Below are 21,001 nucleotides of genomic sequence, written 5' to 3'. Positions count from 1 at the left end.
GAGTATCAAAATGAAAAGGCAGACCTTATTCAAGAATCCGCCATTATCCAAAGATTAATCTTCAAATTTTTCATGATTTTTTTCATAGAAATCAATTAAACCTAGAGCTGTTTCAAATGAAATATTTTTTACTTTTGCACGACCCTGCGCTAGAGCAATGATAGACATTTCACGCGCATTCGTTTCTTTAGAGATACGGTAGCCTGTGATTTTCTTATCACGAACCCAGCCAACAACTGATTCTACTTTTTCAAAGTTTGACTTAGCCATGTTCTTCTCCTATTTTCTTCTTTACGTTATATTATTGTATACGTTTTTATGTCTTTTGTCAATAAAAAAACATATATTCAATAAAATAAATGATTCAGAATCTTCTTACTTCCTTTTTAAAGCCGATAATATATAGGTTTTTGCTTACTATAACCCATTAGTATGCTCCTAAAAAACAATTGTATTATTAAACTTTAAACTTGTAAAAATATTCATGTATACTGAATGCCAGTTTCTCAATAGGATAGACAGGATTTACTATTTCATTCTATATATTCCTTTTAAATCAACAAGTCCACTAAAGATAGTCTTTCACTCCACACTATCTCTAAACCATTCCGTTTTTCTTTCTCCTTCTTTGGTTCCTTTCCTGTCCTTATCTATATCTTATTCGTTTTACAACCGGTACTACTTACTTTGTCCAATCTTGCACCTTCTGATTACATACCCGCTTTCCAGCTAGTCATTTAAAAACAGTATCACTAGCTGTTTCATGTCTAGCACTATTGTTTATCTCACGAGTTTTTCAGCCGACTCACCTAGCAACCATCTCACAAACATTGATTATTTTTTCTGATTCCTATTATATTTATTGAAAGTTCAAATTAGGGATATATACAATTGGGGATTTCAAAAAATTTCCTTATATATAGTAAGTAATTCTGTCGCCTCAATATAAACAGAATCAAAAATAATAGGTGCTATAGTGAGTTGTAGTAGAAATAGCACGATAGATTTCCTAAGTCCATAGGAATCGCCCCCTTTCTTCACCCTCATTATAACACCTATACATCAGTTGTGCAAATAATATGATATTTTTTTATTAGTCCTCAGACAAGCATATTATAGAGCGTTTCATTACCATTTAAGTTAATATAAGCTGGATCAAAACCTTCCATTCGACGAATCAATCCTGCATAATCATGCTTATCTGCCAAAGCGATCCCAATTAATACAGGCCCTGTCCCCTTGCTAGCTCGTTTGATATACTCAAAACGTGTGATATCATCATTTGGCCCCAGGATATCATTTACAAACTCACGCAGAGCACCTGGACGCTGTGGAAAATTGACCACAAAGTAATGCTTGATCCCATCATAAATCAAGGCACGTTCTTCCATTTCTGGCATACGGTTGATATCATTATTTCCTCCAGAAATGATACAACAAATGGTTTTCCCCTTGATATATTCAGCTAAAACTTCTAAAGAAGCAATACTAGCCGCTCCAGCAGGTTCTGCAACAATCCCTTGCTTAGAGTAAAGGTCAATCAAGGTTTCAGAAATCAATCCCTCATCGACACCTACTAAGGTTTGAACATGTTGACGAGTTGCTTCATAGGTCAATTGACCTACCTTTTGTACAGCAATCCCATCCGCAAATTTGTCAATTTCTTTGAGTTTGACTGGCCCACCAGCTTCAAAGGCCGCCTTCATGGAACGCGCTCCATTAGCCTCTACTCCAATGACTTCAATTTCTGGACTTGTTTCCTTGATATAGGTAGAAACCCCAGCAATGAGACCGCCACCACCAACAGGAACCAAGACAGCATCAAAATCAATCGATTCTTTTCGAGCTTCTTCTAAAATCTCATAAGCAACTGTCCCTTGACCTGCTTGAACATGGGCATCATCAAAGGGATCAATAAAGGTACGATTTTCAGAAACTGTAAATTCTTGAGCTGCCTTAGCAGAAGCATCAAAGGTATCTCCAACTAGTTTAATGGTTACGAACTCCCCACCAAAAAAGCGAACCTGACCAATCTTTTGTTGCGGAGTTGTAATGGGCATAAAGATAGTAGCAGGAATCTTCATTTCATTACAGGTATAGGCTACTCCCTGCGCATGATTCCCCGCCGAAGCGCAGACTACCCCACGCTCACGTTCTTCCTTGCTGAGCTGGGAAATGGCATAATAGGCACCACGAATTTTAAAAGAACGAACACGTTGGGCATTTTCCTTTTTCAAATAAATCTTAGCACCATACTTCTCCGACAAATAATGGTCATAATCCAGTGGGGTATTCACAACCACACCGTTCAAGACTTTATGAGCCTTGATGATATCTTTTGAACTTAACATCATTTTCTCCTAAACTATTTCATACTTATCGCAATCCATCCTTTTAAAAAGAGATGAATTGATTATAAAAGCGAGTTAGTCCCCCAACTCGCCTTCACCTTAATTTCTATCAATTAGTTATAGATTTTGAATGCATCATCGTCGTTTTTACCAACGAATGGCATTGCTTTACGCAATTCTGCACCAACTTTTTCAATTTCAAGGTTAGCTGCTTGTTCACGGTAAGCAGTCAATTTTGGACGTCCAGCTTTATAGTCATTTACAAAGTCATTTGCAAATTTACCATTTTGGATGTCTGCCAAGACAGCTTTCATATTTTCTTTAACTTGTTCAGTGATTACACGTGGACCTGATACATAGTCACCGTACTCAGCAGTATTTGAAATAGATTGACGCATTTTCTTGAATCCACCTTCGTAGATCAAGTCAACGATCAATTTCATTTCGTGAAGAACTTCAAAGTAAGCCAATTCTGGAGCGTAACCTGCTTCTGTCAAGACTTCGAAACCTGCTTCGATAAGGGCAGTCAAACCACCACAAAGTACAGCTTGTTCACCAAACAAATCTTCTTCAGTTTCTTCTTTGTATGTTGTTTCAAGAAGACCTACACGAGCTGCTCCAACACCTTTACACCAGTCCATAGCAATGTTTTTCGCATTTCCTGTTGCATCTTGGTAAACTGCATAAAGAGCTGGAACGCCAAATCCTTCTTCATAAGTACGGCGTACCAAGTGTCCTGGTCCTTTAGGTGCACACATAAAGACATCTACATCTGCAGGAACTTTGATAAACTCAAAGTGGATATTGAAACCATGAGCAAATCCAACGGCATTTCCAGCTTCCAAGTTTGGAGCGATTTCTGCTTCGTAAAGTTCTTGTTGGATTTCGTCTGGTGCCAAAATCATGATAACGTCAGCCAATTTAGTAGCTTCTGCTACTGTGTAAGTGTCAAATCCATCTTCTTTTGCTTTATCAAAAGATTTACCTGGACGTACACCGATAATAACGTCACGACCTGAGTCACGCAAGTTTTGAGCATGCGCATGTCCTTGTGAACCATAACCGATAACGGCGATTTTTTTACCGTCAAGTGCTGCTACTTTAACATCTTTTTCGTATTCCATTTGAACTGCCATAGTTTTTCTCTCTTTTCTATTATTTATTGCCTTTTAGGCTGGTTTAACAAATTTAAGTTGGATTTTTAATCGCGGGTAAATCCAGTTGCACCCGTACGAGCGATATTGCGAATACCGTATGGTCGAATGACTCGCAATAGAGCTTCACTCTTTTCAGCATTTCCTGTCATCTGAATGGTAATCGAGCTTGGTGCTACGTCTACCACCGTTGCACGGAAAGGTTGAATAATCGCTAGAATCTCAGCTCGTTTCTCAGCTGGTGCTGACATCTTAACCAGAATCACTTCGCGCTCCAAATGAGGCTTGTCTGTAATATCTCGAATGCGAATCACATCAATCTGACGATTGAGCTGTTTGATAATTTGCTCCACCTCATCATGTGAAGCAACATCAATAATAATGGTGATACGCGATACATTCGGATCTTCTGTTGCTCCAACAGAGATGCTTTCAATATTAACCTGACGACGAGACAGAACGCCAGTAAAGCGATTGAGGACTCCTGAACGATTTTGTAGTTTTGCTGTTAACATTCTACGCATGGAACTTCACCCCCAACATCTCATGATTACTCTTACCAGCTGGTACCATTGGTAGCACCTGTTCCTTACGAGAAATATCTACCTCGATTAGCATAGGAACATCCTCAGTGATGACTTCAAGGTCTTGAGCCAAGGTCTCAGGATTGTCAAACTTATAGTTTTTAATACCATAAGCTTGTGCCATCAGTTGGAAATCAGGAAGGGTATCAAAGACCGACTCAGATGTTCTACCTTCATAGAAGGATTCCTGCCATTGGCGAACCATTCCAAGTGAGTGGTTGTTCAGCATAACCACCTTGATTGGCACCTTGTAAATGTTCAAAATAGCCAATTCCTGGTTAGTCATTTGGAACCCGCCATCCCCAACAAACAAGACTACTTCCTTATCTGGGTTAGCAATTTTAGCACCGATTGCTGCTGGAATTCCGAATCCCATGGTTCCCAAACCACCTGAAGTCACTAACTGACGTTCGTTTTGGTAGGGATAATACTGAGCTGTCCACATTTGGTGTTGACCAACGTCTGTGACCACAATGGCATCCCCATTCGTCAATTCACCAATGCGTTCAATAACTGCTTGCGGTTGAACCACACGCTCTTTCTTATCATAAGAACGAACGCGGTTCTTGTCTTTAGTGACTTTTTCAATCCATTTTTCAGTATTGTTATGAACTGTTGGTTCGGCCAGCAACATTTGCAAGGCCTTCTTAGCATCTCCAACTACAGGAATATCTGCACTGATAATCTTGCCAATCTCGGCTGGGTCAATGTCAATATGGGCAACCTTAGCATTCTTAGCGAAAGTCTTAGGATTACCCGTCAAGCGGTCATCGAAACGACAACCAATACTAATCATAAAGTCCGCTTCCGTCATGGCAATATTAGCTGCGAATGACCCGTGCATGCCTCCCATTCCAAGGAAGAGTGGATGACTCGTTGCAATCGTTCCTTGTCCCAAAAGACTGGTTACCACTGGAATTTGATAGCGTTCTGCAAATTCATTTAATTCCGCAGCAGCTTCAGCATAACTAATCCCACCACCAGCTAGCAAGACTGGTTTTTTAGCCTTGGATAATTGCTTCAAGATTTTCTTGATTTGCATATCATTTGGCTCAAGAGTCGGTTGATAGCTTGGTAGGTTCACTTCTGGTGAATAGATGAAGTCCGTTTCTAAAGCAGATACGTCTTTAGGTAGATCAATGACAACTGGGCCTGGTCGACCTGTAGTTGCGATATGGACAGCTTCCGTAATGATACGCGGAATATCAGCTGTCTCACGAACTTGGTAATTGTACTTAGTGATTGGCATGGTAATTCCCACGATGTCTGCCTCCTGAAAGGCATCCTTCCCAATACCTGCTCGCGCCACCTGACCTGTAAAGACCAAAAGGGGAACGCTATCGCTCATGGCATCTGCAATCCCTGTAATGGCATTGGTTGCTCCCGGTCCGCTAGTGACGACGGCAACACCCAACTTTCCAGTTGATTTGGCATAACCTTCAGCTTCATGCAGACAACCTTGCTCATGGCGCCCTAGAATGTGGCGAATGCCTTTAAAATTATATATCGCATCATAAAAAGGCAAGACCGCACCACCAGGATAACCAAAGATGGTATCAATTCCTAAATCACGAAGTGTTTCCAAAACTAGGTCCGACCCCGTCTTAGGAGATTCTAAACTGATTTTCTCCATTGTTCCCCTTTCTTTCCTCTTAAAAATAACTTGTTACTATCATACCACTTTTTCAAAATTTTTCAAGACAAAAGAAGAAATTTTCTGAATTTTCTATTTTAACGTTTATTTATGAATGTTATTTTGGTTTTTATTTAAAAGATACCGATTTCATTATTTAAAAAGAAAAAAAGAACTGATTTCTCAGTCCTTCATTAATCTTATTCCACACTAAATAGGTATGGGTAAACAGGTTGTTGACCTTGGTGAATCTCGACTTCAACGTCTTCGAATTCTTCTGCGATTTCTTGAGCAATTTCATTGGCAAGTTCTTCGCTTCCGTCTTCACCGACATAGAAGGTTACGATTTCACTATCTTCATCCAACATATGTTTCAAGGTTTCTGTCAAGGTTTGATGCATATCAGGGTTTGACACGAGGATTTTCCCATCCACCATACCAAGATTATCGTTTTCATGGATTTCTAAACCATCAATGGTTGTATCACGCACAGCTGTTGTGACGCTTCCGCTAACGACATCGCTAAGAGCAGCAGTCATACGCTCTTGGTTTTCTTCGATGGACTTGCTTGGATCAAAGGCGAGAAGACTTGTCAAACCTTGTGGCAAAGTACGAGCTTCCACCACTACTGCTGGTTGCTCCAAAACTTCTGCTGCAGATTGAGCTGCCATGAAGATGTTTTTGTTGTTTGGCAGGAAGATGATGTTACGAGCGTTGACCTGTTCAACAGCCTTGATAAAGTCTTCTGTTGAAGGGTTCATGGTTTGACCGCCTTCGATAACATAATCCACACCTTGAGAACGGAAGATATCTGCTAGACCTTTACCAGCCACTACAGCAATCAAAGCATACTCTTTTTCTTCAGCAGGCTTGCTAACTTGAGCAGCTTCTTTCTCAACCTGTGCTTCGTGTTGGTTACGCATATTATCAACTTTTACCTTGACCAAGCTACCATATTTGAGGCCTTCTTGCATAACAAGACCTGGATCTTCTGTATGGACATGGACTTTGACAATTTCATCATCATTGACAACAAGGAGAGAATCCCCAAGTTCATTCAAGTAGTTACGGAACTCGTCGTAGTCAAAATCTTTGGCATAGGTTGGGCCTTGCTTAAGGGCTACCATGATTTCAGTACAGTAACCAAAGGTGATGTCCTCAGTCGCTACATGACCAGCTACAGACTTGTGGTGCTCTGCATTAATCATTTCACTCATATTGGCCGGAGTCGCTACAAAGTCCTCAGATGCAATATATTCGCCAGTAAGGGCTGAAAGGAAACCTTCGTAGATAAAGACCAGTCCTTGACCACCTGAGTCCACAACGCCAACTTCTTTCAATACTGGAAGCATGTCTGGCGTTTTAGCTAGAGCTGTTTTAGCACCTTCCAAGGCTGCGCGCATGACTTCAACAGCGTCATCTGTTTGCTCAGCTTTTTTCTTAGCACCGATAGCAGCCCCACGAGAAACTGTCAAAATCGTTCCTTCAACTGGTTTCATAACTGCCTTGTAGGCAACTTCCACACCTGATTGGAAGGCAAGGGCCAAGTCTTGACCTGTTAACTCGTCTTTATCCTTGATGGCTTGTGAAAATCCGCGGAAAAGCTGAGATGTAATAACTCCTGAGTTCCCACGCGCACCCATCAAAAGACCTTTTGCAAGAATGCTTGCTACCTCTCCAACAGTAGAAGCTGGCTTATCTGCAACTTCCTTAGCACCATTTTCAATGGTCATTCCCATATTTGTCCCTGTATCTCCATCTGGAACTGGGAAGACGTTTAATGAATTGACATATTCAGCTTGCTTATTCAAGCGAGTTGATGCAGCCTGCACCATTTCTTGAAATAAGCTAGTAGTAATTTTTGACACGGTTATTCTCCTACAACTTTGATATTTTGAATGTAGACATTTACAGTCTGAGCAGTAATTCCAAGTTGGTTTTCCAAACTAAAACGAACACGCTCTTGAATGTTTTTTGACACTTCGCTAATCTTTGTTCCGTAGCTCAACACGGTATATACATCAACTGCAATACTGCCATCTTCGGCCGCTTTTACGACGACGCCTTTAGAATAATTCTCCTTACCTAGAAGAGCTTGGAAGTTATCTTTGAGGGCATTTTTACTAGCCATACCGACCACACCAAAAATCTCAGTTGCTGCTCCACCTACGACGGTTGCAATCACTTCATCTGTTAGTTCGATTTGACCATCTTTTGTATTAATTTTTACAGTCATCCTTTTTACCTCAACTAGTTGATACTCTATTTTATCATATTTCAGCCCAAGTGTAAAAGCAGAATACTGTATCAGCGGATATTTACTCTATTTTTCAAATGATTTTATACCTACAGTAAAAGAAAAAAGACCCTAAGGTCTCCTTACTTTTATTATTAAACGCGTTCAACTTTACCTGATTTCAAAGCACGAGCTGAAGCCCAAACTTTTTTAGGTTTACCATCGATAAGAACAGTAACTTTTTGAAGGTTTGGTTTTACGGCACGTTTTGTTTGGTTCATCGCGTGTGAACGGTTGTTTCCTGATACAGTCTTACGACCTGTAAAGTAACATACTTTAGCCATTGTGTTTTCCTCCTATTAGATCTAATATAGCGGATGTGCTAGCACCACATACCGTACTATGTTATCACACTTTCTTCATTTTTGCAAGGGAATTGGAAGATTTTTTTATTTAACGTAGACAATTCCCAACTTTCCAAAAGCTACATCCCCACGGATAATCAAGGTTTTGCTGGTTGGGGCTAGAGAAGTATCTGCCTTGGCTACACCACAGAAAGTTTCCACCTTTAAATCAACTCTCCAATGTTGAGGAACATAGATAACTGCATTGCCAAAACCAACTTCAACTTTCAGTGTTGCGCTATCACCTAACATCTCTGCATTGTCATAATATATCTTGGCATTGCCAAAACCAACTTCAACTTGGTCTTCTACCAATTCTTGGTCTTGCTTGTAGAAAGTCCCAGTCCCAAAAGCGACTTCCTTATCTGTAAGAATGGTCTTTTCACCATCATACCACCATTTTTTTCCATTCCAGGTTCTGTTAGAATGAGTCAACATATTTACTCCGAGAACGATCAGAATTCCTGCCCAGAACAGTGACTGATTGGGAATCGGTAAAATATCATAAGAGTGGTTGGCGATTAGTAAGGCTACTAGAGCTGTAAAAGAGGCTGAGGTTAAGTGGCGACGCAACAAAGCTCCAACTGATTGGTAGGCAAAAAAAGCAATGCCAATCAAGGGCCAAATTTGCCCTCCAAGAGAAGGGATTCCAAAATTTCCTTGTAATAATATTACAGCTGCAAAAATAAGCAACACAATACCAAATGCTTTCTTTTTCATGTTCTTACCTCATGTTTCTTAGATTTTCTTTTAGGAGGGATTGGTAATGCCGTGACACATGAACCTCCTTGTGGGTCTGATAAAAGGAAATGGTGCCCGTTCCTGAAAAGGACTTGTCCACCGAATAGACTTGCCGAATATTAGCAATCGTTGACTTGGATACCCGACTAAAATAACGAGGAAGGATAGCCTCTAACTCATAGAGTTTAAGCCGAACTTCGTAGGCATCTTTCTGGGTATGGGCGTAAATCTTGTTCCCTTCTGTCTCAAAGAAGAGAATTTCCGACAAGTCCAGATAATATTCACCCGTCCCTTTGTAAAAAATCAACCTAGGAGACTTGGACTCTTGTAAGAGTCGCTGTAAATCCGCAATCTCATCTGTCAAGGCCGCTGCCTTGATGACAATTTCAGTTTCCTCTAAATTGCTATCAATTTCGATTCGTAACTTCATTCCATCTCCTTTCTGACTCTACTATATCAAAGGAAAAATAAGAAAACAAGAGCAAAAAAGCAAGTGGTTACTTTAGCCACGTAAGTGGTTCTAGGACCGCCTTAACTTACAGGTCAACATAGAAATAAAATCACACCCCACACAAGAGCACAAATATAGCCAACCACTACATCCTTGGGATAATGGACACCACCTAGGACTCTTACTAGACCGAGGATGGCTGATAAGATCAGCAAGATTAAACCTACGGATAAACTAGCATGTAAGCAAGCCATGGAGATAATGGTGGCTGAAAAGACATGACGACTAGGCATAGACTGACCAGGACTATCTCTGTCTAGTAGCGGTACAATTTCCCAAACTTCATAAGGCCTAGGAGCATTGATTTTCTTACGGAAAAGAGACAAAATTACAAAACCTGACGCAGGGACAAACACATACATCAAGACCTGCTTCCCAAGTCCTTCTTGGAGATAGGTAATTACTAACAAGGTTAAATAAACTATAGGCATGACTACTGTCATGAACCGATTGAAAGTTCTTAACAAGGTCAGCAGAAAGGGCTTATTTTCAATGTTACTAGCAACGCGGTCATACCATTCTTGATAATTTTTCATATATTTTCTCATCACTTACTCAAATTTTGCTTATAGGGAAGCACTTGTCTTCTAGTATAGTGCAGAAAAAGAAGGCCGTCAAGCCTTCTTTTGGTTTATTCTTCTGCCTCATCTTCTGTGAACTGACTGTTATAGAGATCTGCATAGAAACCAGCTTGCGCCATCAGATCATAATGATTGCCTTGCTCGATGATATTGCCATCTTTCATAACCAGAATAAGATCAGCATTACGGATGGTTGACAAGCGGTGGGCGATGACAAAGGAAGTTCTGCCCTCCATCAAACGGTCCATGGCTTTCTGGATTAATTCTTCCGTCCGTGTATCAACCGAAGAGGTCGCTTCATCTAGGATTAGGAGTGGTGCATCTTTCAGCAAAGCACGAACAATGGTCAAGAGTTGTTTTTGCCCGACAGACAAGGTTACCGTGTCGTCCAAGACGGTATCGTAACCATCTGGTAGGGTCATGATAAAGTGATGAATCCCCACAGCCTTGCTGGCTTCAATCACGCGCTCATCACTAATACCTGTTTGGTTATAGATGAGATTGTCGCGAATGGTCCCTTCAAAGAGCCAAGTGTCCTGCAAGACCATTGAAAAGGCATCGTGCACTTCCGAACGCTTCATCTCTTTGGTATCCACACCATCGATACGGATACTTCCCTTATCAATCTCATAGAACTTCATCAAAAGATTGACAATGGTTGTCTTCCCAGCTCCAGTCGGTCCGACAATGGCAACCTTTTGACCTGCATGAGCGGTCGCAGAAAAGTCATGGATAATAGTTCGCTCTGGTGTGTAACCAAAGGAGACTCGGTCAAAGACTACTTGCCCTTTCATATCGCTCGATTGTCCTTCTTTATGGGATTCGTCTTCCATTTCCTCTTCAGCTAGGAATTCGAAGACACGTCCCATGGCTGCACTAGCCTGCTGAAGACTAGTAATCCCTTGGGCAATTTGTGAAAGAGGCTGAGAAAAGATACGAACGTAGGCCATAAAAGCAACGATAATCCCGATACTGATGTGTCCATTTAAAGCCAAGGCTGCACCAACGATAATCACCAAGGCATAGCTAAAGTTCCCAATAAACATCATAATCGGCATCATAATCCCTGAAATAAACTGAGATTTCCAGATACTGTCATACAGACGATGGTTTAATTTCGCAAATTCTTCTTTCGTACTCTCGATAGCATTGTAGCTGGTCACCACATTATGGCCAGAGTACATTTCTTCCACATATCCATTGACAGCTGCCAAATCTTGTTGCTGACTCTTAAAAAAGCCCTGGGATTTGCCCATAAAGACGGATACGAAGGCAAAGCCAACAAGAGTTGACACAACCGTCACCAAGGCTAAAATCCAGTTCATCCCAAACATGGTCACCAAGACTGCCACGACCAATAAAGTGGATGAAAGAACTGTTCCCAGACTTTGATTGAGGGATTGGGCTGCAGTGTCAACGTCATTGGTTACACGAGACAAGGTATCTCCTTGAGAGTGTCCATCAAAATACCCCAATGGCAGGCTATTGATTTTCTCTGCAATGGCTGTTCTCAAACGCTCTGAAAAACGTTGAATGGCTGTTGTAAATAGAAAGGCCTGCAAATAATTTGATAAAAGTCCAATCACATAAATCACGGCTAAAAAACCACCAATAGCTGCAACCGCCGCGACATCCACACTTGTTCCCAGACCACTAGCAATGATATTGGTCATTTCCTTGATACGGGTTGGGCCATATACAGTAATGATATTAGATAGGATTGTTGCTAAAAAGGCAATCAGAAGGGCAAACTGGAGACCTGCAAGATAGGGTTTACTCTGTTTCCAGAGAGACGTTTTTTTATTTTCCATGTTCCAATTCCTCCTTCGATAATTGTGAATAGGCAATTTCTTGGTAAACTTCGTTATTAGCTAGAAGTTCCTTGTGGGTGCCTTGTCCCACGACTTTACCTTGATCCAAGACCAAAATCAAATCAGCATCCATAATCGTTGAAATACGTTGTGCGACGATAAGCTTGGTCATAGATTTGGTTTTTTCTGCTAGCTCTTGGCGTAGGACACGGTCTGTCTTGTAGTCCAAGGCTGAGAAGGAGTCATCAAAGATGAGGATTTCTGACTTCCGAGCTAAGGCACGCGCAATGGCCAGACGCTGTCTTTGACCACCTGAGAAGTTGGTTCCTCCTTGGGCTACTTCTGACTCTAAGCCCGCTTCCTTGTCTTCGATAAAGTTCTTAGACTGGGCCAATTCTAAGGCTCGCCACATAGCCTCCTCACCAAGCGGTGTTTCTTGACTGTGTCCAAAGTCTAGATTGCCCTTGACATCACCTGAAAAGAGAACAGCTTTTTGTGGAATATAGCCGACCTTGTTGCGCAACTCTTCCAGATCATAGTCTTGAACATTGACACCGTCCACCAGAATATCTCCATCTGAAACATCGTAGAAACGTGGAATCAGATTGACCAGAGTTGATTTACCAGAACCTGTTGACCCAATAAAGGCCACTGTTTGACCAGTTTCTGCTTTAAAGCTAACATGTTCAACAACCGCCTCCGAATTTGCCGCATAGCGGAAGGTCACATCCTTAAACTCGACCTGACCTTTGAGATTTTCATCAGCCAGCTGCGCTTGAGCAGGATTTTGGATAGAAGAATGCAAATCTAGAACTTGATTAATCCGCTTGGCAGAGACCATAGTTCGGGGAAGAACGATGAAGAGCGCCCCCGTGAGAAGGAAGCCCATGACAACCTGCATAGCATAAGACATGAAAACAACCATGTCACTAAAGAGAGGCAGACGCTCCGTCGGAGCAGCATCGTTGATTACATAGGCCCCAATCCAGTAAATCGCCACACTCAAACCACTTGAAATCCCCATCATGATGGGATTCAAAATGGCCATAAGACGATTAACAAACAAATTCAAGCGTGTCAATTCATCATTTGCTGCTGCAAATTTTTCATTTTGGTATTCTTCAGCATTGTAGGCGCGAACAACACGAATACCTATTAAACTTTCACGAGTGATACTGTTCAGTTTATCTGTCAGCCCCTGAATCAAGGACTGTTTTGGAAAGGCTAGCGTCACCAAAACGATCGTCATCAAAACGTTGACAATCACTGCCACAAGTACGGCCCAGAGCCAGTATTCTGAATGGCCTAAAATCTTCCCGATGGCCCAGATAGCCATAATCGGACCACGCGTAACCACTTGCAAGCCCATGGTAATCAACATCTGAACTTGGGTAATATCATTGGTCGTACGAGTTAAGAGACTAGGGATAGAGAATTTCTTAATCTCTGTCTGCGAGTAGTCTAAAACTCGATTAAAAATATCACTTCTTAGCCTACTAGTATAAGAAGCAGCCACTCTAGACGCAAAAAATCCAACTGCAACTGCGGACAAGAAGGCCAGAAAGGACATTCCCACCATCATGCTTGCTGGCTGCCATAACTCATCTAAGTTGCTACCCTGAGTTCCTAGTAAATCCGTAATTTTCGAGATATAGGTTGGCACTTCCAACTCTAGATAAACTTGAAAGCAGGTAAAGAGAATGGCTAGAAAAACAATCCCCCATTCTTTTCCACTAATTCGTTTTGCTAATTTCTTCATTCTCTCCTCCTATTCTCTTGATATTTTCCTGTAGTTGAGCAAGGACCTTCTCAAAAATCAGTAATTCATCTTCATCTACGTCTTCTATCAACTGCTTGTCAATGCGTTCAAAGAATGCCTTAACCTGCTGCATTTGAGAACGTGCTTTGTCCGTCAAACGTACAAACTTGGCCCGCTTATCGACAGGACTCGCCTCCAATTCCACCAAACCATTTTGCACCATACGCTTGACTAGATTACTAGCAACAGACTTGGTAATATTGAGTTCCTGCTCGATATCTTTAATCAAGACCAAGTCTTGATTTTCCTCACGGCTATCCAAAAAACGTACAACCTGACCTTGAGGCCCACCCATAAATTCAATGCCACAACGTTTGGCTTCCTTTTGCACCATGAGGTGAATCTGATGACCAAAACGCTTAAAGACTAACATCGGTTTATCCATACTAACTCCTTTCTAACCATCACATTTAGTTCTCCTAGGAACTAAATAAGTTTCCATGAGAACTATTTTACCATTTTCAGAAAAGATGTCAAGAAAAAGTTTTCATGAGAACTATCTTAGTTTAAATTGACATTAGGCAATATCTTTTATATAATAAGCGCTAACTACTGTGGATAGAAATCCATTCACTCAATGAAGGGAGAAAACTTTCAAATGAAACCAGAAGAACAAAGAGTTTTAGGAATCTTAGCAACCATTTTTGGAGCCATTGCACTTTTAGGATCCTGGATCCCGTTTATTAACTATCTATCGTTGTTCATCGCCATCGTCGCATTTATCTTGGGGATTATCGGCCTTATCGTCAACCTCAAAAAACGGAAAACAATGGCTATTATCGGAACATCCCTGGCAGTTGCCTCTGTTGTACTTTTCTTTACGAGTCAGGCACTATACGCTGATGTCTACAAAGAGTATGCCAAGGAGTTTAACCGTTCCTACATGGATACGAGTGCCTCAATGGAACGCGAAGAAAAAAGCGACTTGACAGACGATACCTTCACCTGGACCCAAGAACAGTTCGACGCCTTAATCGAAGGCGACCTTGACAACAAAGGAAAAGGTGGTACCACCTACGAGGATATTATCAATAAACACGGAAAGCCAGATTCCGAGTTTGACTTCACTCTTGGGGGTTACAATACGAAAAAAATCACCTATATCTCCATTGGAGACAAGATCAAGACTGTTACCTTAACTTTTGCAAAAGATGACAATGGACAGCTCTTGCTCGTCCAAAAACATGCAGTCGGTCTAGGTCTAGAAAAAAGCAAGCAACAAAACGATTCTGAAACCTGAGTCTAAGTTCAAATATCAAAAAAACGAACAGCTAGTAAAACTGTTCGTTTTTCTATTAGAATCCATCTACGTTTGTGTAGATCTTTTGTACGTCTTCGTCGTCCTCAAGAACGCTGTAAAGTTTTTCAAAGGTTTCAAGGTCATCACCTGACAATTCCACTTCTGACTGAGGAATCATTTCCAATTCAGTCACTTGGAATTCTTCGACACCTGACTCACGAAGGGCAACGATAGCCTTGTGAAGGTCTGTTGGAGCTGTGTAAACAGTAATTGTTCCTTCTTCTGCTTCTACATCGTCCACATCTACATCTGCTTCTAGCAATTGCTCAAAGACCGCGTCCGCATCTTCACCTGCAAATACGATAACACCCTTGTTGTCAAAGAGGTAAGAAACAGAACCTGAAGCACCCATGTTTCCGCCGTTTTTACCAAAGGCTGCACGGACATTGGCTGCTGTACGGTTAACGTTTGATGTCAAAGTATCAACAATCAACATAGAACCATTTGGTCCAAAACCTTCGTAACGTCCTTCTGTAAAGGTTTCGTCTGTGTTTCCTTTAGCCTTGTCCAAAGCCTTATCGATAACGTGTTTTGGCACTTGGGCTTGTTTAGCACGGTCGATAACGAATTTCAAGGCTGAGTTTGATTCTGGATCTGGATCACCTTTTTTAGCTGCTACATAGATTTCTACACCAAATTTTGCATATACTTTAGAGTTAGCTCCATCTTTAGCCGTTTTCTTAGCTACGATATTGGCCCATTTACGTCCCATTAGGAATCTCCTTTTTTCACATTTTAATCTTTCTTATTATAACACAAGTTTTTTCGATTTTCACTAGAGGAAATAGATTTTATTTAGTAAATACAGCTAGGATTGCACTTTGGTTACCAAGATTGCCTTGCCTTCTTTTATCAAGGGGTGACGGAAGAGTGAGAAGTAGAGTTGAATGGTCATGGCAACCCAGATAAGGGGTTCACAAAGGATAACACCCTTATAGCCTGCCCAAGGGATAATCAAGACCACAAAAGCGATTTTCCCGATTAGTTCGATAAAGCTAGAAACCAGAGGAAGGACTTTTTGCCCCAAGCCCTGCAAACAATTGCGATAAATCAATAAAAGACTCAAAATAGGATAAAAAGCTGAGCTGATTTGCAAGTACAGACTGCCATTTTCTATCAAGTAACCATCTGTCGAACTAGCCAAGAAGGAAACCAAGGATGGACTGGCAAAAAAGAGGAAGACACAAACAAAAATTGCCCAGGACATACTTAAACGACTGCCGATTCGAAGACCTTGAACAATGCGGTCTGGTCGCTTAGCACCTAAATTCTGAGAAGCAAAGGTCGTCATCGAGGCAGAAATAGCGGTCATAGGAAGAAGGGCGAAAGCCATAATACGTCGAGCCGCCGTCTGGGCACTAATAATCACTGCACCAAAGGTATTAACAGAAGACTGTAAAATCACACTGCCGATAGATACAATCGAACTCATCAAGCCCATAGCCAAACCTTGCTCCAAGAGATCAGCGTACAAGCTTTTGTCCCATTTAAAATGCTTGAGCTGAGGGAGTAGCTCAGGCACACTCTTACGGATATAATAAAAGCAGAGAACCGCTGATAAGGCTTGCGAAATAATGGTAGCTAGTCCCGCGGATTGAACTCCCAGATGCAATTGCGTAATGAAATAGAGATCCAGAACCACATTAACCAGAGCAGAGAAAATCAGAAAACCAAGCGCAGCTAGACTGTCTCCAATAGATCGCAGCAAAGCTGCAAATAGATTATAAGCAAAGCTGACACCGACACAGGTCACAATCATAGAAATATATTGATAGGACTGAGGAAGGATTTCTACAGGAGTATCTAAATATTGCAAGAGAGGATACAAACCAAGAAAGCCCAGTAGCATCACTACAACACTCAAAAGAGCACCTAAAATCCAGGTGGCTGCTACTGCTTCTTTAATTTTAGTGAAATTCCGAGCCCCATAATAGCGAGCAATGACAATCCCCATCCCATTACCAACACCAAGTGTAAAGCCTATAATCAAGTCAAAAATAGCAGTTGTTGCCCCTACTGCCGCCAAGGATTCTTGTCCAAGGAATCGTCCAACAATCAAGACATCAGCAGTGTTATAGAGCTGTTGGAAAATATTGGATAGCAAGATTGGGAAGGCAAAACTCAAAAGCGAGGGAAGAATAGGACCATGAATCAAATCCACTGTTCGTTTTTTATTCATAAGACTATTATATCAGCTTTCTAGAGGAGCGACAAGAAACAGCAAACTTTGCGCGAGCTGAGAACCAGAACAAGGCAACGAAAAAGCAGTGGATTTATCCACTACTTTAACAACTTATTCTTCAATTTCGATTTCAAGTTCATCGCCTAGGTCAAGAGTCACTTCTTCATTCACAGAATCTGCTTGAGCTGCTTCATCTTTTTTAGTTTCAACACCTTCTACAGAAGCTTCTTCTCCATCAACCAAACCAAATTGAACACGGACTTGATGGTCAATCTCATCAAAGATTTCTGGGTGATCTGCCAAGTATTTCTTAGCATTTTCAGAACCTTGCCCGATTTTCTCATCCTTGTAAGAGTACCAAGCTCCTGCTTTTTTGATGATATCCAAATCACTTGCAATCTTCAAAAGCTCACCAGTCTTAGAAATCCCTTCTCCGTACATGATTTCAACGAAGGCTTCCTTAAATGGTGGAGCCACCTTGTTTTTCACGACCTTGATCTTAGTTTCTTTACCGACGTTGGTGTCTTTTTGGTCACCAGTTCCCTTGATTTGTGTACTTCCACGAACATCCAAACGAACTGATGCGTAGAATTTCAGAGCACGTCCACCAGGAGTTGTTTCTGGATTTCCAAACATCACTCCAACTTTTTCACGCAATTGGTTGATAAAGATGGCAATTGTTTTGGTTTTATTGATAGAAGCACCGAGCTTACGCATAGCCTGGCTCATCATACGAGCCTGCAAACCAACGTGGCTATCTCCGATATCTCCATCAATTTCCGCACGAGGTACAAGGGCCGCAACTGAGTCGACTACGACAAGATCCACGGCACCTGAGTCAATCAATTTCCCTGCAATCTCAAGACCTTGCTCTCCTGAGTCTGGTTGAGACAAGAGCAATTCGTCAATGTTAACACCAAGAGCCGCAGCATAAGCTGGATCAAGGGCATGTTCCGCATCGATAAAGGCAGCAATACCACCTTCTTTTTGTGCTTGCGCAACTGCATGAAGGGCAACCGTTGTCTTACCAGATGACTCTGGTCCATAGATTTCGATGATACGTCCCTTAGGATAACCACCTGAACCAAGGGCAATGTCAAGAGCCAAAGAACCTGAGCTCATCACTTGCACCTTTTGCTCGGCACGTTCACCCAAACGCATAATTGAACCCTTACCAAAGTCTTTCTCAATCAATTTAAGAGCGTCATTCAAGGCTTTTTCACGTTCTGCCCCGAATTTTTTTGAAATTTCATCTAATTTTTTTGGTTTTTTCGCCATTCTATTCTCCTACATTCTAATGGTCCTCAGACCTATCTACTATTATATCAAAAGTTAGTCACTTAATAAAGCCTTGCGAACTAGGTTAAAGGCATGCATAACCGCAATGTGACGTACATCTGCTCGACTTCTACCTCCAATATTAACCTTGATGACCTCAGTTCCATGCTCTTGAGCCAAGCCTATGAAGACTGTTCCAGCTGGGTGTCCTTCTAGGCTATCTGGTCCTGCCACTCCAGTCAAGCTAATGCCAAAATCAGACTGGGTCTTGATTCGTGCCTGCTCAGCCATCTTTTGAGCTGTAAATTCAGACACCACACCATGCTCTTCCAAATCCTTGACAGGAATATCCAACATTTTTGATTTTTCATCCAAGCTATAGGTCACAAAACCACCCTTAAATATACTTGAAGCTCCAGAAAAATTCGCCACGGTCGCTTGGAAAAGACCTGCCGTCAAACTCTCTGCAGCCGTGATAGTTTTCCCTTGCCTTTTCAGCTTTTCTACCACAATGCTGGCCAAGCTGGACTCTTCCCCATAACCATAACAGAGTTCTCGTAAAGAAAGGCCTTCAAAAGTTTGGCGGTCCAAGATTTGATTTTCCAAGATATCCAGCGCCTGATTCGCCTCTTCTTGACTGCTATCCTTTGTTGACAGACGCAGAGTGACTTCTCCTATCTTGGCATAAGGTGCCAAGGTAGGATCGGTTTGATTATCAATCAAATCAGCCAGAATCGTCACCAGCTGACTTTCGCCAATTCCAAAGAAACGAAGAACTCGGGAATACAGCTTGCTCCCTGTTATCAACTTGGGTAGAAGCTGATTTAAGACCATAGGTTTCATTTCACTCGGTGGACCTGGAAGGACAACGTAGGTCACTCCATCGACTTCCAATATTCCTCCCACAGCCAGTCCTGTTTCGTTTGGCAGTGGAGTCGCTCCTTCTACAATTTGAGCTTGTCTTTCGTTATTCGGTGTTCGGGCATAGTCTGGTCTCTGGGCAAAAAAGACATCCAACTTCTCCTGCGCCTGAGGGTCAAAGACTAATTCTTTCCCTAAAAATTTAGCTAGAGTTTGTTTGGTCAAATCGTCCTCAGTCGGCCCCAAACCACCTGTCAAAATCACCAGACTGCTACGTTGACTGGCAATCTCAAGCAGGGATAAGAGACGGGCTTCGTTGTCTCCTACAGCCGTCTGAAAATAAACATCTACCCCAATCTCTGCTAATTTTTCCGATAAAAACTGGGCATTAGTGTTGACAATCTGTCCTGTCAAAATCTCTGTTCCAACAGCAATGATTTCTGCTTTCATGTTTCCTCCTACCTATCTATTCGTATTTTTTTGAAAAAATCGCAGGAAATTTCCCACGATTGATTTTTTATTTATAGTAAGAAAGTTAATTATCTTCGTCACTAACAGGCACCCGTCCAAATAAATCTTCAAATAAGACAACATTTGTTTCAAGCTGAGTGACTTCTTCTTGTCCCAAAGAACGTCTCAAAAGATTCTGCATTTCCAACATATGGCTTCTCGTAACAATTTGATAAGAAACGCCTTGTAGCATCTCCCCTTCACCCTTCAACTGTTGTGTTTCAATAGTTTTAAATGAATCTTTATAGCCCAACAAGCTCGGAATACTTTTCGCAGATAAATCGATATTAGTCTGCATATTAGTACTTAGGGCTTTTAAGATAGACTGATAGTGACTGACACTATTTAAACTAAGAACTTTTTCAACAACTTTTTGAATGACTTCACGCTGACGCTTCTGACGACCATAGTCTCCTTCTGGGTCTTGATAACGCATGCGTGAATAAACAAGCGCTTCTTCTCCATTTATTGTCTGCTCTCCAACACCGATAGAAATGGTGTTAAATTCTTCTTGGTCACTGATAGAGATTGGGAAACCTAGTGTATTATTGACCGTAATACCTCCCACTGCATCGACCAATTGTTGCAATCCTTGCATATTAACCATAATGTAGCGATCGATATGGATATTCATCATCTTTTGAATTGTTTCTATAGCAAGTTCTGCTCCACCACCAGCATAGGCAGCGTTTAGCTTCGCTTCTTCAATACTACCATCCTTATGTTGAATTTTAGTCAGGATATCACGCTCCAAACTCAGCATCATGGTCTTCTTAGTATGTGGATTGACAGTCAAGAGAATCATAGAATCACTATTTCCAGCCCATTGATCTGTACGCTCTACATTCCCAGTATCAACCCCCATTAACAGAATGGTCAAAGGCTCTGTTGCTTCGATAACCTTGGTTTCTTCTCCGATTTTTTTATAGGTCTTTGATAAGGTTTGTGTGCCTTGCTGATAAATAGTATACGCAAAAACACCGACACCTAAAACTGTCACAGCTAGAAAAGCTAGCACCATTCCAATAATTTTTTTAACCATATT

The 21,001-nt window shown here is 41.4% G+C and carries 20 protein-coding genes; 1 reads left to right on the top strand and 19 read right to left on the bottom strand.

The annotated features are described in order from the left end of the window. Positions 1 to 54 precede the first annotated feature (54 nt). The 14 genes from HMPREF1048_RS12410 to HMPREF1048_RS12345 all read right to left on the bottom strand — a co-directional run bounded on the left by HMPREF1048_RS12410 (position 55) and on the right by HMPREF1048_RS12345 (position 14,210). Positions 55 to 270, bottom strand: coding sequence for a capsule biosynthesis transcriptional regulator (locus tag HMPREF1048_RS12410; protein ID WP_001130036.1), 216 nt, complete (start codon positions 268 to 270; stop codon positions 55 to 57). Between the two features lie 830 nt (positions 271 to 1,100). Further along, entirely contained in the window at positions 1,101 to 2,351 is a 1,251-nt protein-coding gene (ilvA, locus tag HMPREF1048_RS12405) for a threonine ammonia-lyase IlvA (RefSeq protein ID WP_000952978.1), read from the bottom strand. Between the two features lie 113 nt (positions 2,352 to 2,464). After that, complete coding sequence (ilvC, locus tag HMPREF1048_RS12400) at positions 2,465 to 3,487, bottom strand: ketol-acid reductoisomerase (protein ID WP_000290683.1); 1,023 nt, start codon at positions 3,485 to 3,487, stop codon at positions 2,465 to 2,467. Between the two features lie 65 nt (positions 3,488 to 3,552). Continuing rightward, positions 3,553 to 4,029 (bottom strand): acetolactate synthase small subunit, encoded by a 477-nt coding sequence (ilvN, locus tag HMPREF1048_RS12395; protein ID WP_001253803.1) that lies wholly within the window; start codon positions 4,027 to 4,029, stop codon positions 3,553 to 3,555. Further along, positions 4,022 to 5,722, bottom strand: coding sequence for an acetolactate synthase large subunit (locus HMPREF1048_RS12390; RefSeq protein ID WP_000411735.1), 1,701 nt, complete (start codon positions 5,720 to 5,722; stop codon positions 4,022 to 4,024). The genes ilvN and HMPREF1048_RS12390 overlap by 8 nt, the downstream gene beginning before the upstream one ends. A 200-nt stretch (positions 5,723 to 5,922) precedes the next feature. After that, positions 5,923 to 7,590 carry a DAK2 domain-containing protein gene (locus HMPREF1048_RS12385; RefSeq protein WP_000036655.1) on the bottom strand — a complete coding sequence of 556 codons (1,668 nt, stop codon included), beginning with the start codon at positions 7,588 to 7,590 and terminating at the stop codon, positions 5,923 to 5,925. A 2-nt stretch (positions 7,591 to 7,592) separates the two neighbouring features. Beyond that, a complete protein-coding gene (locus HMPREF1048_RS12380) occupies positions 7,593 to 7,958 on the bottom strand; it encodes an Asp23/Gls24 family envelope stress response protein (RefSeq protein ID WP_000216437.1) in 366 nt (121 codons plus the stop codon). Positions 7,959 to 8,113: 155 nt separating this feature from the next. Next, positions 8,114 to 8,302, bottom strand: coding sequence for a 50S ribosomal protein L28 (gene rpmB, locus HMPREF1048_RS12375; RefSeq protein ID WP_001140948.1), 189 nt, complete (start codon positions 8,300 to 8,302; stop codon positions 8,114 to 8,116). A 105-nt stretch (positions 8,303 to 8,407) separates the two neighbouring features. Beyond that, on the bottom strand, positions 8,408 to 9,082 hold the full coding sequence (locus HMPREF1048_RS12370; RefSeq protein ID WP_000725709.1) for a LiaF transmembrane domain-containing protein: 675 nt from the start codon (positions 9,080 to 9,082) through the stop codon (positions 8,408 to 8,410). A 4-nt stretch (positions 9,083 to 9,086) separates the two neighbouring features. Beyond that, on the bottom strand, positions 9,087 to 9,533 hold the full coding sequence (locus HMPREF1048_RS12365) for a LytTR family DNA-binding domain-containing protein (RefSeq protein WP_000776604.1): 447 nt from the start codon (positions 9,531 to 9,533) through the stop codon (positions 9,087 to 9,089). 113 nt (positions 9,534 to 9,646) lie between these two features. Next, entirely contained in the window at positions 9,647 to 10,150 is a 504-nt protein-coding gene (locus HMPREF1048_RS12360; RefSeq protein ID WP_000800912.1) for a phosphatase PAP2 family protein, read from the bottom strand. Between the two features lie 95 nt (positions 10,151 to 10,245). Continuing rightward, a complete protein-coding gene (locus HMPREF1048_RS12355) occupies positions 10,246 to 12,006 on the bottom strand; it encodes an ABC transporter ATP-binding protein (RefSeq protein WP_000428376.1) in 1,761 nt (586 codons plus the stop codon). Next, on the bottom strand, positions 11,996 to 13,765 hold the full coding sequence (locus HMPREF1048_RS12350; RefSeq protein ID WP_000731775.1) for an ABC transporter ATP-binding protein: 1,770 nt from the start codon (positions 13,763 to 13,765) through the stop codon (positions 11,996 to 11,998). Before HMPREF1048_RS12350 ends, HMPREF1048_RS12355 begins: the two co-directional genes overlap by 11 nt. After that, complete coding sequence (locus HMPREF1048_RS12345; RefSeq protein ID WP_000360545.1) at positions 13,740 to 14,210, bottom strand: MarR family winged helix-turn-helix transcriptional regulator; 471 nt, start codon at positions 14,208 to 14,210, stop codon at positions 13,740 to 13,742. Before HMPREF1048_RS12345 ends, HMPREF1048_RS12350 begins: the two co-directional genes overlap by 26 nt. A gap of 213 nt (positions 14,211 to 14,423) precedes the next feature. Between HMPREF1048_RS12345 and HMPREF1048_RS12340 the strand changes: the two genes are divergently transcribed. After that, a complete protein-coding gene (locus tag HMPREF1048_RS12340; RefSeq protein WP_004249328.1) occupies positions 14,424 to 15,065 on the top strand; it encodes a DUF308 domain-containing protein in 642 nt (213 codons plus the stop codon). A 55-nt stretch (positions 15,066 to 15,120) separates the two neighbouring features. Here HMPREF1048_RS12340 and HMPREF1048_RS12335 read toward each other — a convergent pair whose 3' ends face one another. From HMPREF1048_RS12335 to lytR, 5 genes are all read right to left on the bottom strand, one after another. Next, entirely contained in the window at positions 15,121 to 15,837 is a 717-nt protein-coding gene (locus HMPREF1048_RS12335; protein WP_000532883.1) for a YebC/PmpR family DNA-binding transcriptional regulator, read from the bottom strand. A 96-nt stretch (positions 15,838 to 15,933) separates the two neighbouring features. Then, positions 15,934 to 17,304, bottom strand: coding sequence for an MATE family efflux transporter (locus tag HMPREF1048_RS12330; protein ID WP_001036248.1), 1,371 nt, complete (start codon positions 17,302 to 17,304; stop codon positions 15,934 to 15,936). Between the two features lie 114 nt (positions 17,305 to 17,418). Further along, complete coding sequence (gene recA, locus HMPREF1048_RS12325) at positions 17,419 to 18,585, bottom strand: recombinase RecA (protein ID WP_001085450.1); 1,167 nt, start codon at positions 18,583 to 18,585, stop codon at positions 17,419 to 17,421. Between the two features lie 54 nt (positions 18,586 to 18,639). Further along, entirely contained in the window at positions 18,640 to 19,896 is a 1,257-nt protein-coding gene (locus HMPREF1048_RS12320; RefSeq protein WP_000642687.1) for a competence/damage-inducible protein A, read from the bottom strand. 85 nt (positions 19,897 to 19,981) lie between these two features. Next, positions 19,982 to 20,998: a glycopolymer--peptidoglycan transferase LytR gene (lytR, locus tag HMPREF1048_RS12315; protein WP_000239271.1), complete on the bottom strand. Its 1,017-nt coding sequence runs from the start codon at positions 20,996 to 20,998 to the stop codon at positions 19,982 to 19,984. Between the last annotated feature and the right edge of the window lie 3 nt (positions 20,999 to 21,001).

Source organism: Streptococcus mitis SK575 (assembly GCF_000257865.1).
Taxonomy (GTDB): domain Bacteria; phylum Bacillota; class Bacilli; order Lactobacillales; family Streptococcaceae; genus Streptococcus; species Streptococcus mitis_CQ.
The sequence above is the reverse complement of the archived record's forward strand: the minus strand, read 5'-3'. Positions and strand labels throughout refer to the sequence as shown.

Excerpts from the sequence above, each read along its gene's own strand:
- HMPREF1048_RS12410 (WP_001130036.1), bottom strand. The coding sequence starts at position 270 with ATGGCTAAGTCAAACTTTGAAAAAGTAGAATCAGTTGTTGGCTGGGTT.
- ilvA (WP_000952978.1), bottom strand. The coding sequence starts at position 2,351 with ATGTTAAGTTCAAAAGATATCATCAAGGCTCATAAAGTCTTGAACGGT.
- ilvC (WP_000290683.1), bottom strand. The coding sequence starts at position 3,487 with ATGGCAGTTCAAATGGAATACGAAAAAGATGTTAAAGTAGCAGCACTT.
- ilvN (WP_001253803.1), bottom strand. The coding sequence starts at position 4,029 with ATGCGTAGAATGTTAACAGCAAAACTACAAAATCGTTCAGGAGTCCTC.
- HMPREF1048_RS12390 (WP_000411735.1), bottom strand. The coding sequence starts at position 5,722 with ATGGAGAAAATCAGTTTAGAATCTCCTAAGACGGGGTCGGACCTAGTT.
- HMPREF1048_RS12380 (WP_000216437.1), bottom strand. The coding sequence starts at position 7,958 with ATGACTGTAAAAATTAATACAAAAGATGGTCAAATCGAACTAACAGAT.
- rpmB (WP_001140948.1), bottom strand. The coding sequence starts at position 8,302 with ATGGCTAAAGTATGTTACTTTACAGGTCGTAAGACTGTATCAGGAAAC.
- HMPREF1048_RS12370 (WP_000725709.1), bottom strand. The coding sequence starts at position 9,082 with ATGAAAAAGAAAGCATTTGGTATTGTGTTGCTTATTTTTGCAGCTGTA.
- HMPREF1048_RS12365 (WP_000776604.1), bottom strand. The coding sequence starts at position 9,533 with ATGAAGTTACGAATCGAAATTGATAGCAATTTAGAGGAAACTGAAATT.
- HMPREF1048_RS12360 (WP_000800912.1), bottom strand. The coding sequence starts at position 10,150 with ATGAAAAATTATCAAGAATGGTATGACCGCGTTGCTAGTAACATTGAA.
- HMPREF1048_RS12355 (WP_000428376.1), bottom strand. The coding sequence starts at position 12,006 with ATGGAAAATAAAAAAACGTCTCTCTGGAAACAGAGTAAACCCTATCTT.
- HMPREF1048_RS12350 (WP_000731775.1), bottom strand. The coding sequence starts at position 13,765 with ATGAAGAAATTAGCAAAACGAATTAGTGGAAAAGAATGGGGGATTGTT.
- HMPREF1048_RS12345 (WP_000360545.1), bottom strand. The coding sequence starts at position 14,210 with ATGGATAAACCGATGTTAGTCTTTAAGCGTTTTGGTCATCAGATTCAC.
- HMPREF1048_RS12340 (WP_004249328.1), top strand. The coding sequence starts at position 14,424 with ATGAAACCAGAAGAACAAAGAGTTTTAGGAATCTTAGCAACCATTTTT.
- HMPREF1048_RS12335 (WP_000532883.1), bottom strand. The coding sequence starts at position 15,837 with ATGGGACGTAAATGGGCCAATATCGTAGCTAAGAAAACGGCTAAAGAT.
- HMPREF1048_RS12330 (WP_001036248.1), bottom strand. The coding sequence starts at position 17,304 with ATGAATAAAAAACGAACAGTGGATTTGATTCATGGTCCTATTCTTCCC.
- recA (WP_001085450.1), bottom strand. The coding sequence starts at position 18,585 with ATGGCGAAAAAACCAAAAAAATTAGATGAAATTTCAAAAAAATTCGGG.
- HMPREF1048_RS12320 (WP_000642687.1), bottom strand. The coding sequence starts at position 19,896 with ATGAAAGCAGAAATCATTGCTGTTGGAACAGAGATTTTGACAGGACAG.
- lytR (WP_000239271.1), bottom strand. The coding sequence starts at position 20,998 with ATGGTTAAAAAAATTATTGGAATGGTGCTAGCTTTTCTAGCTGTGACA.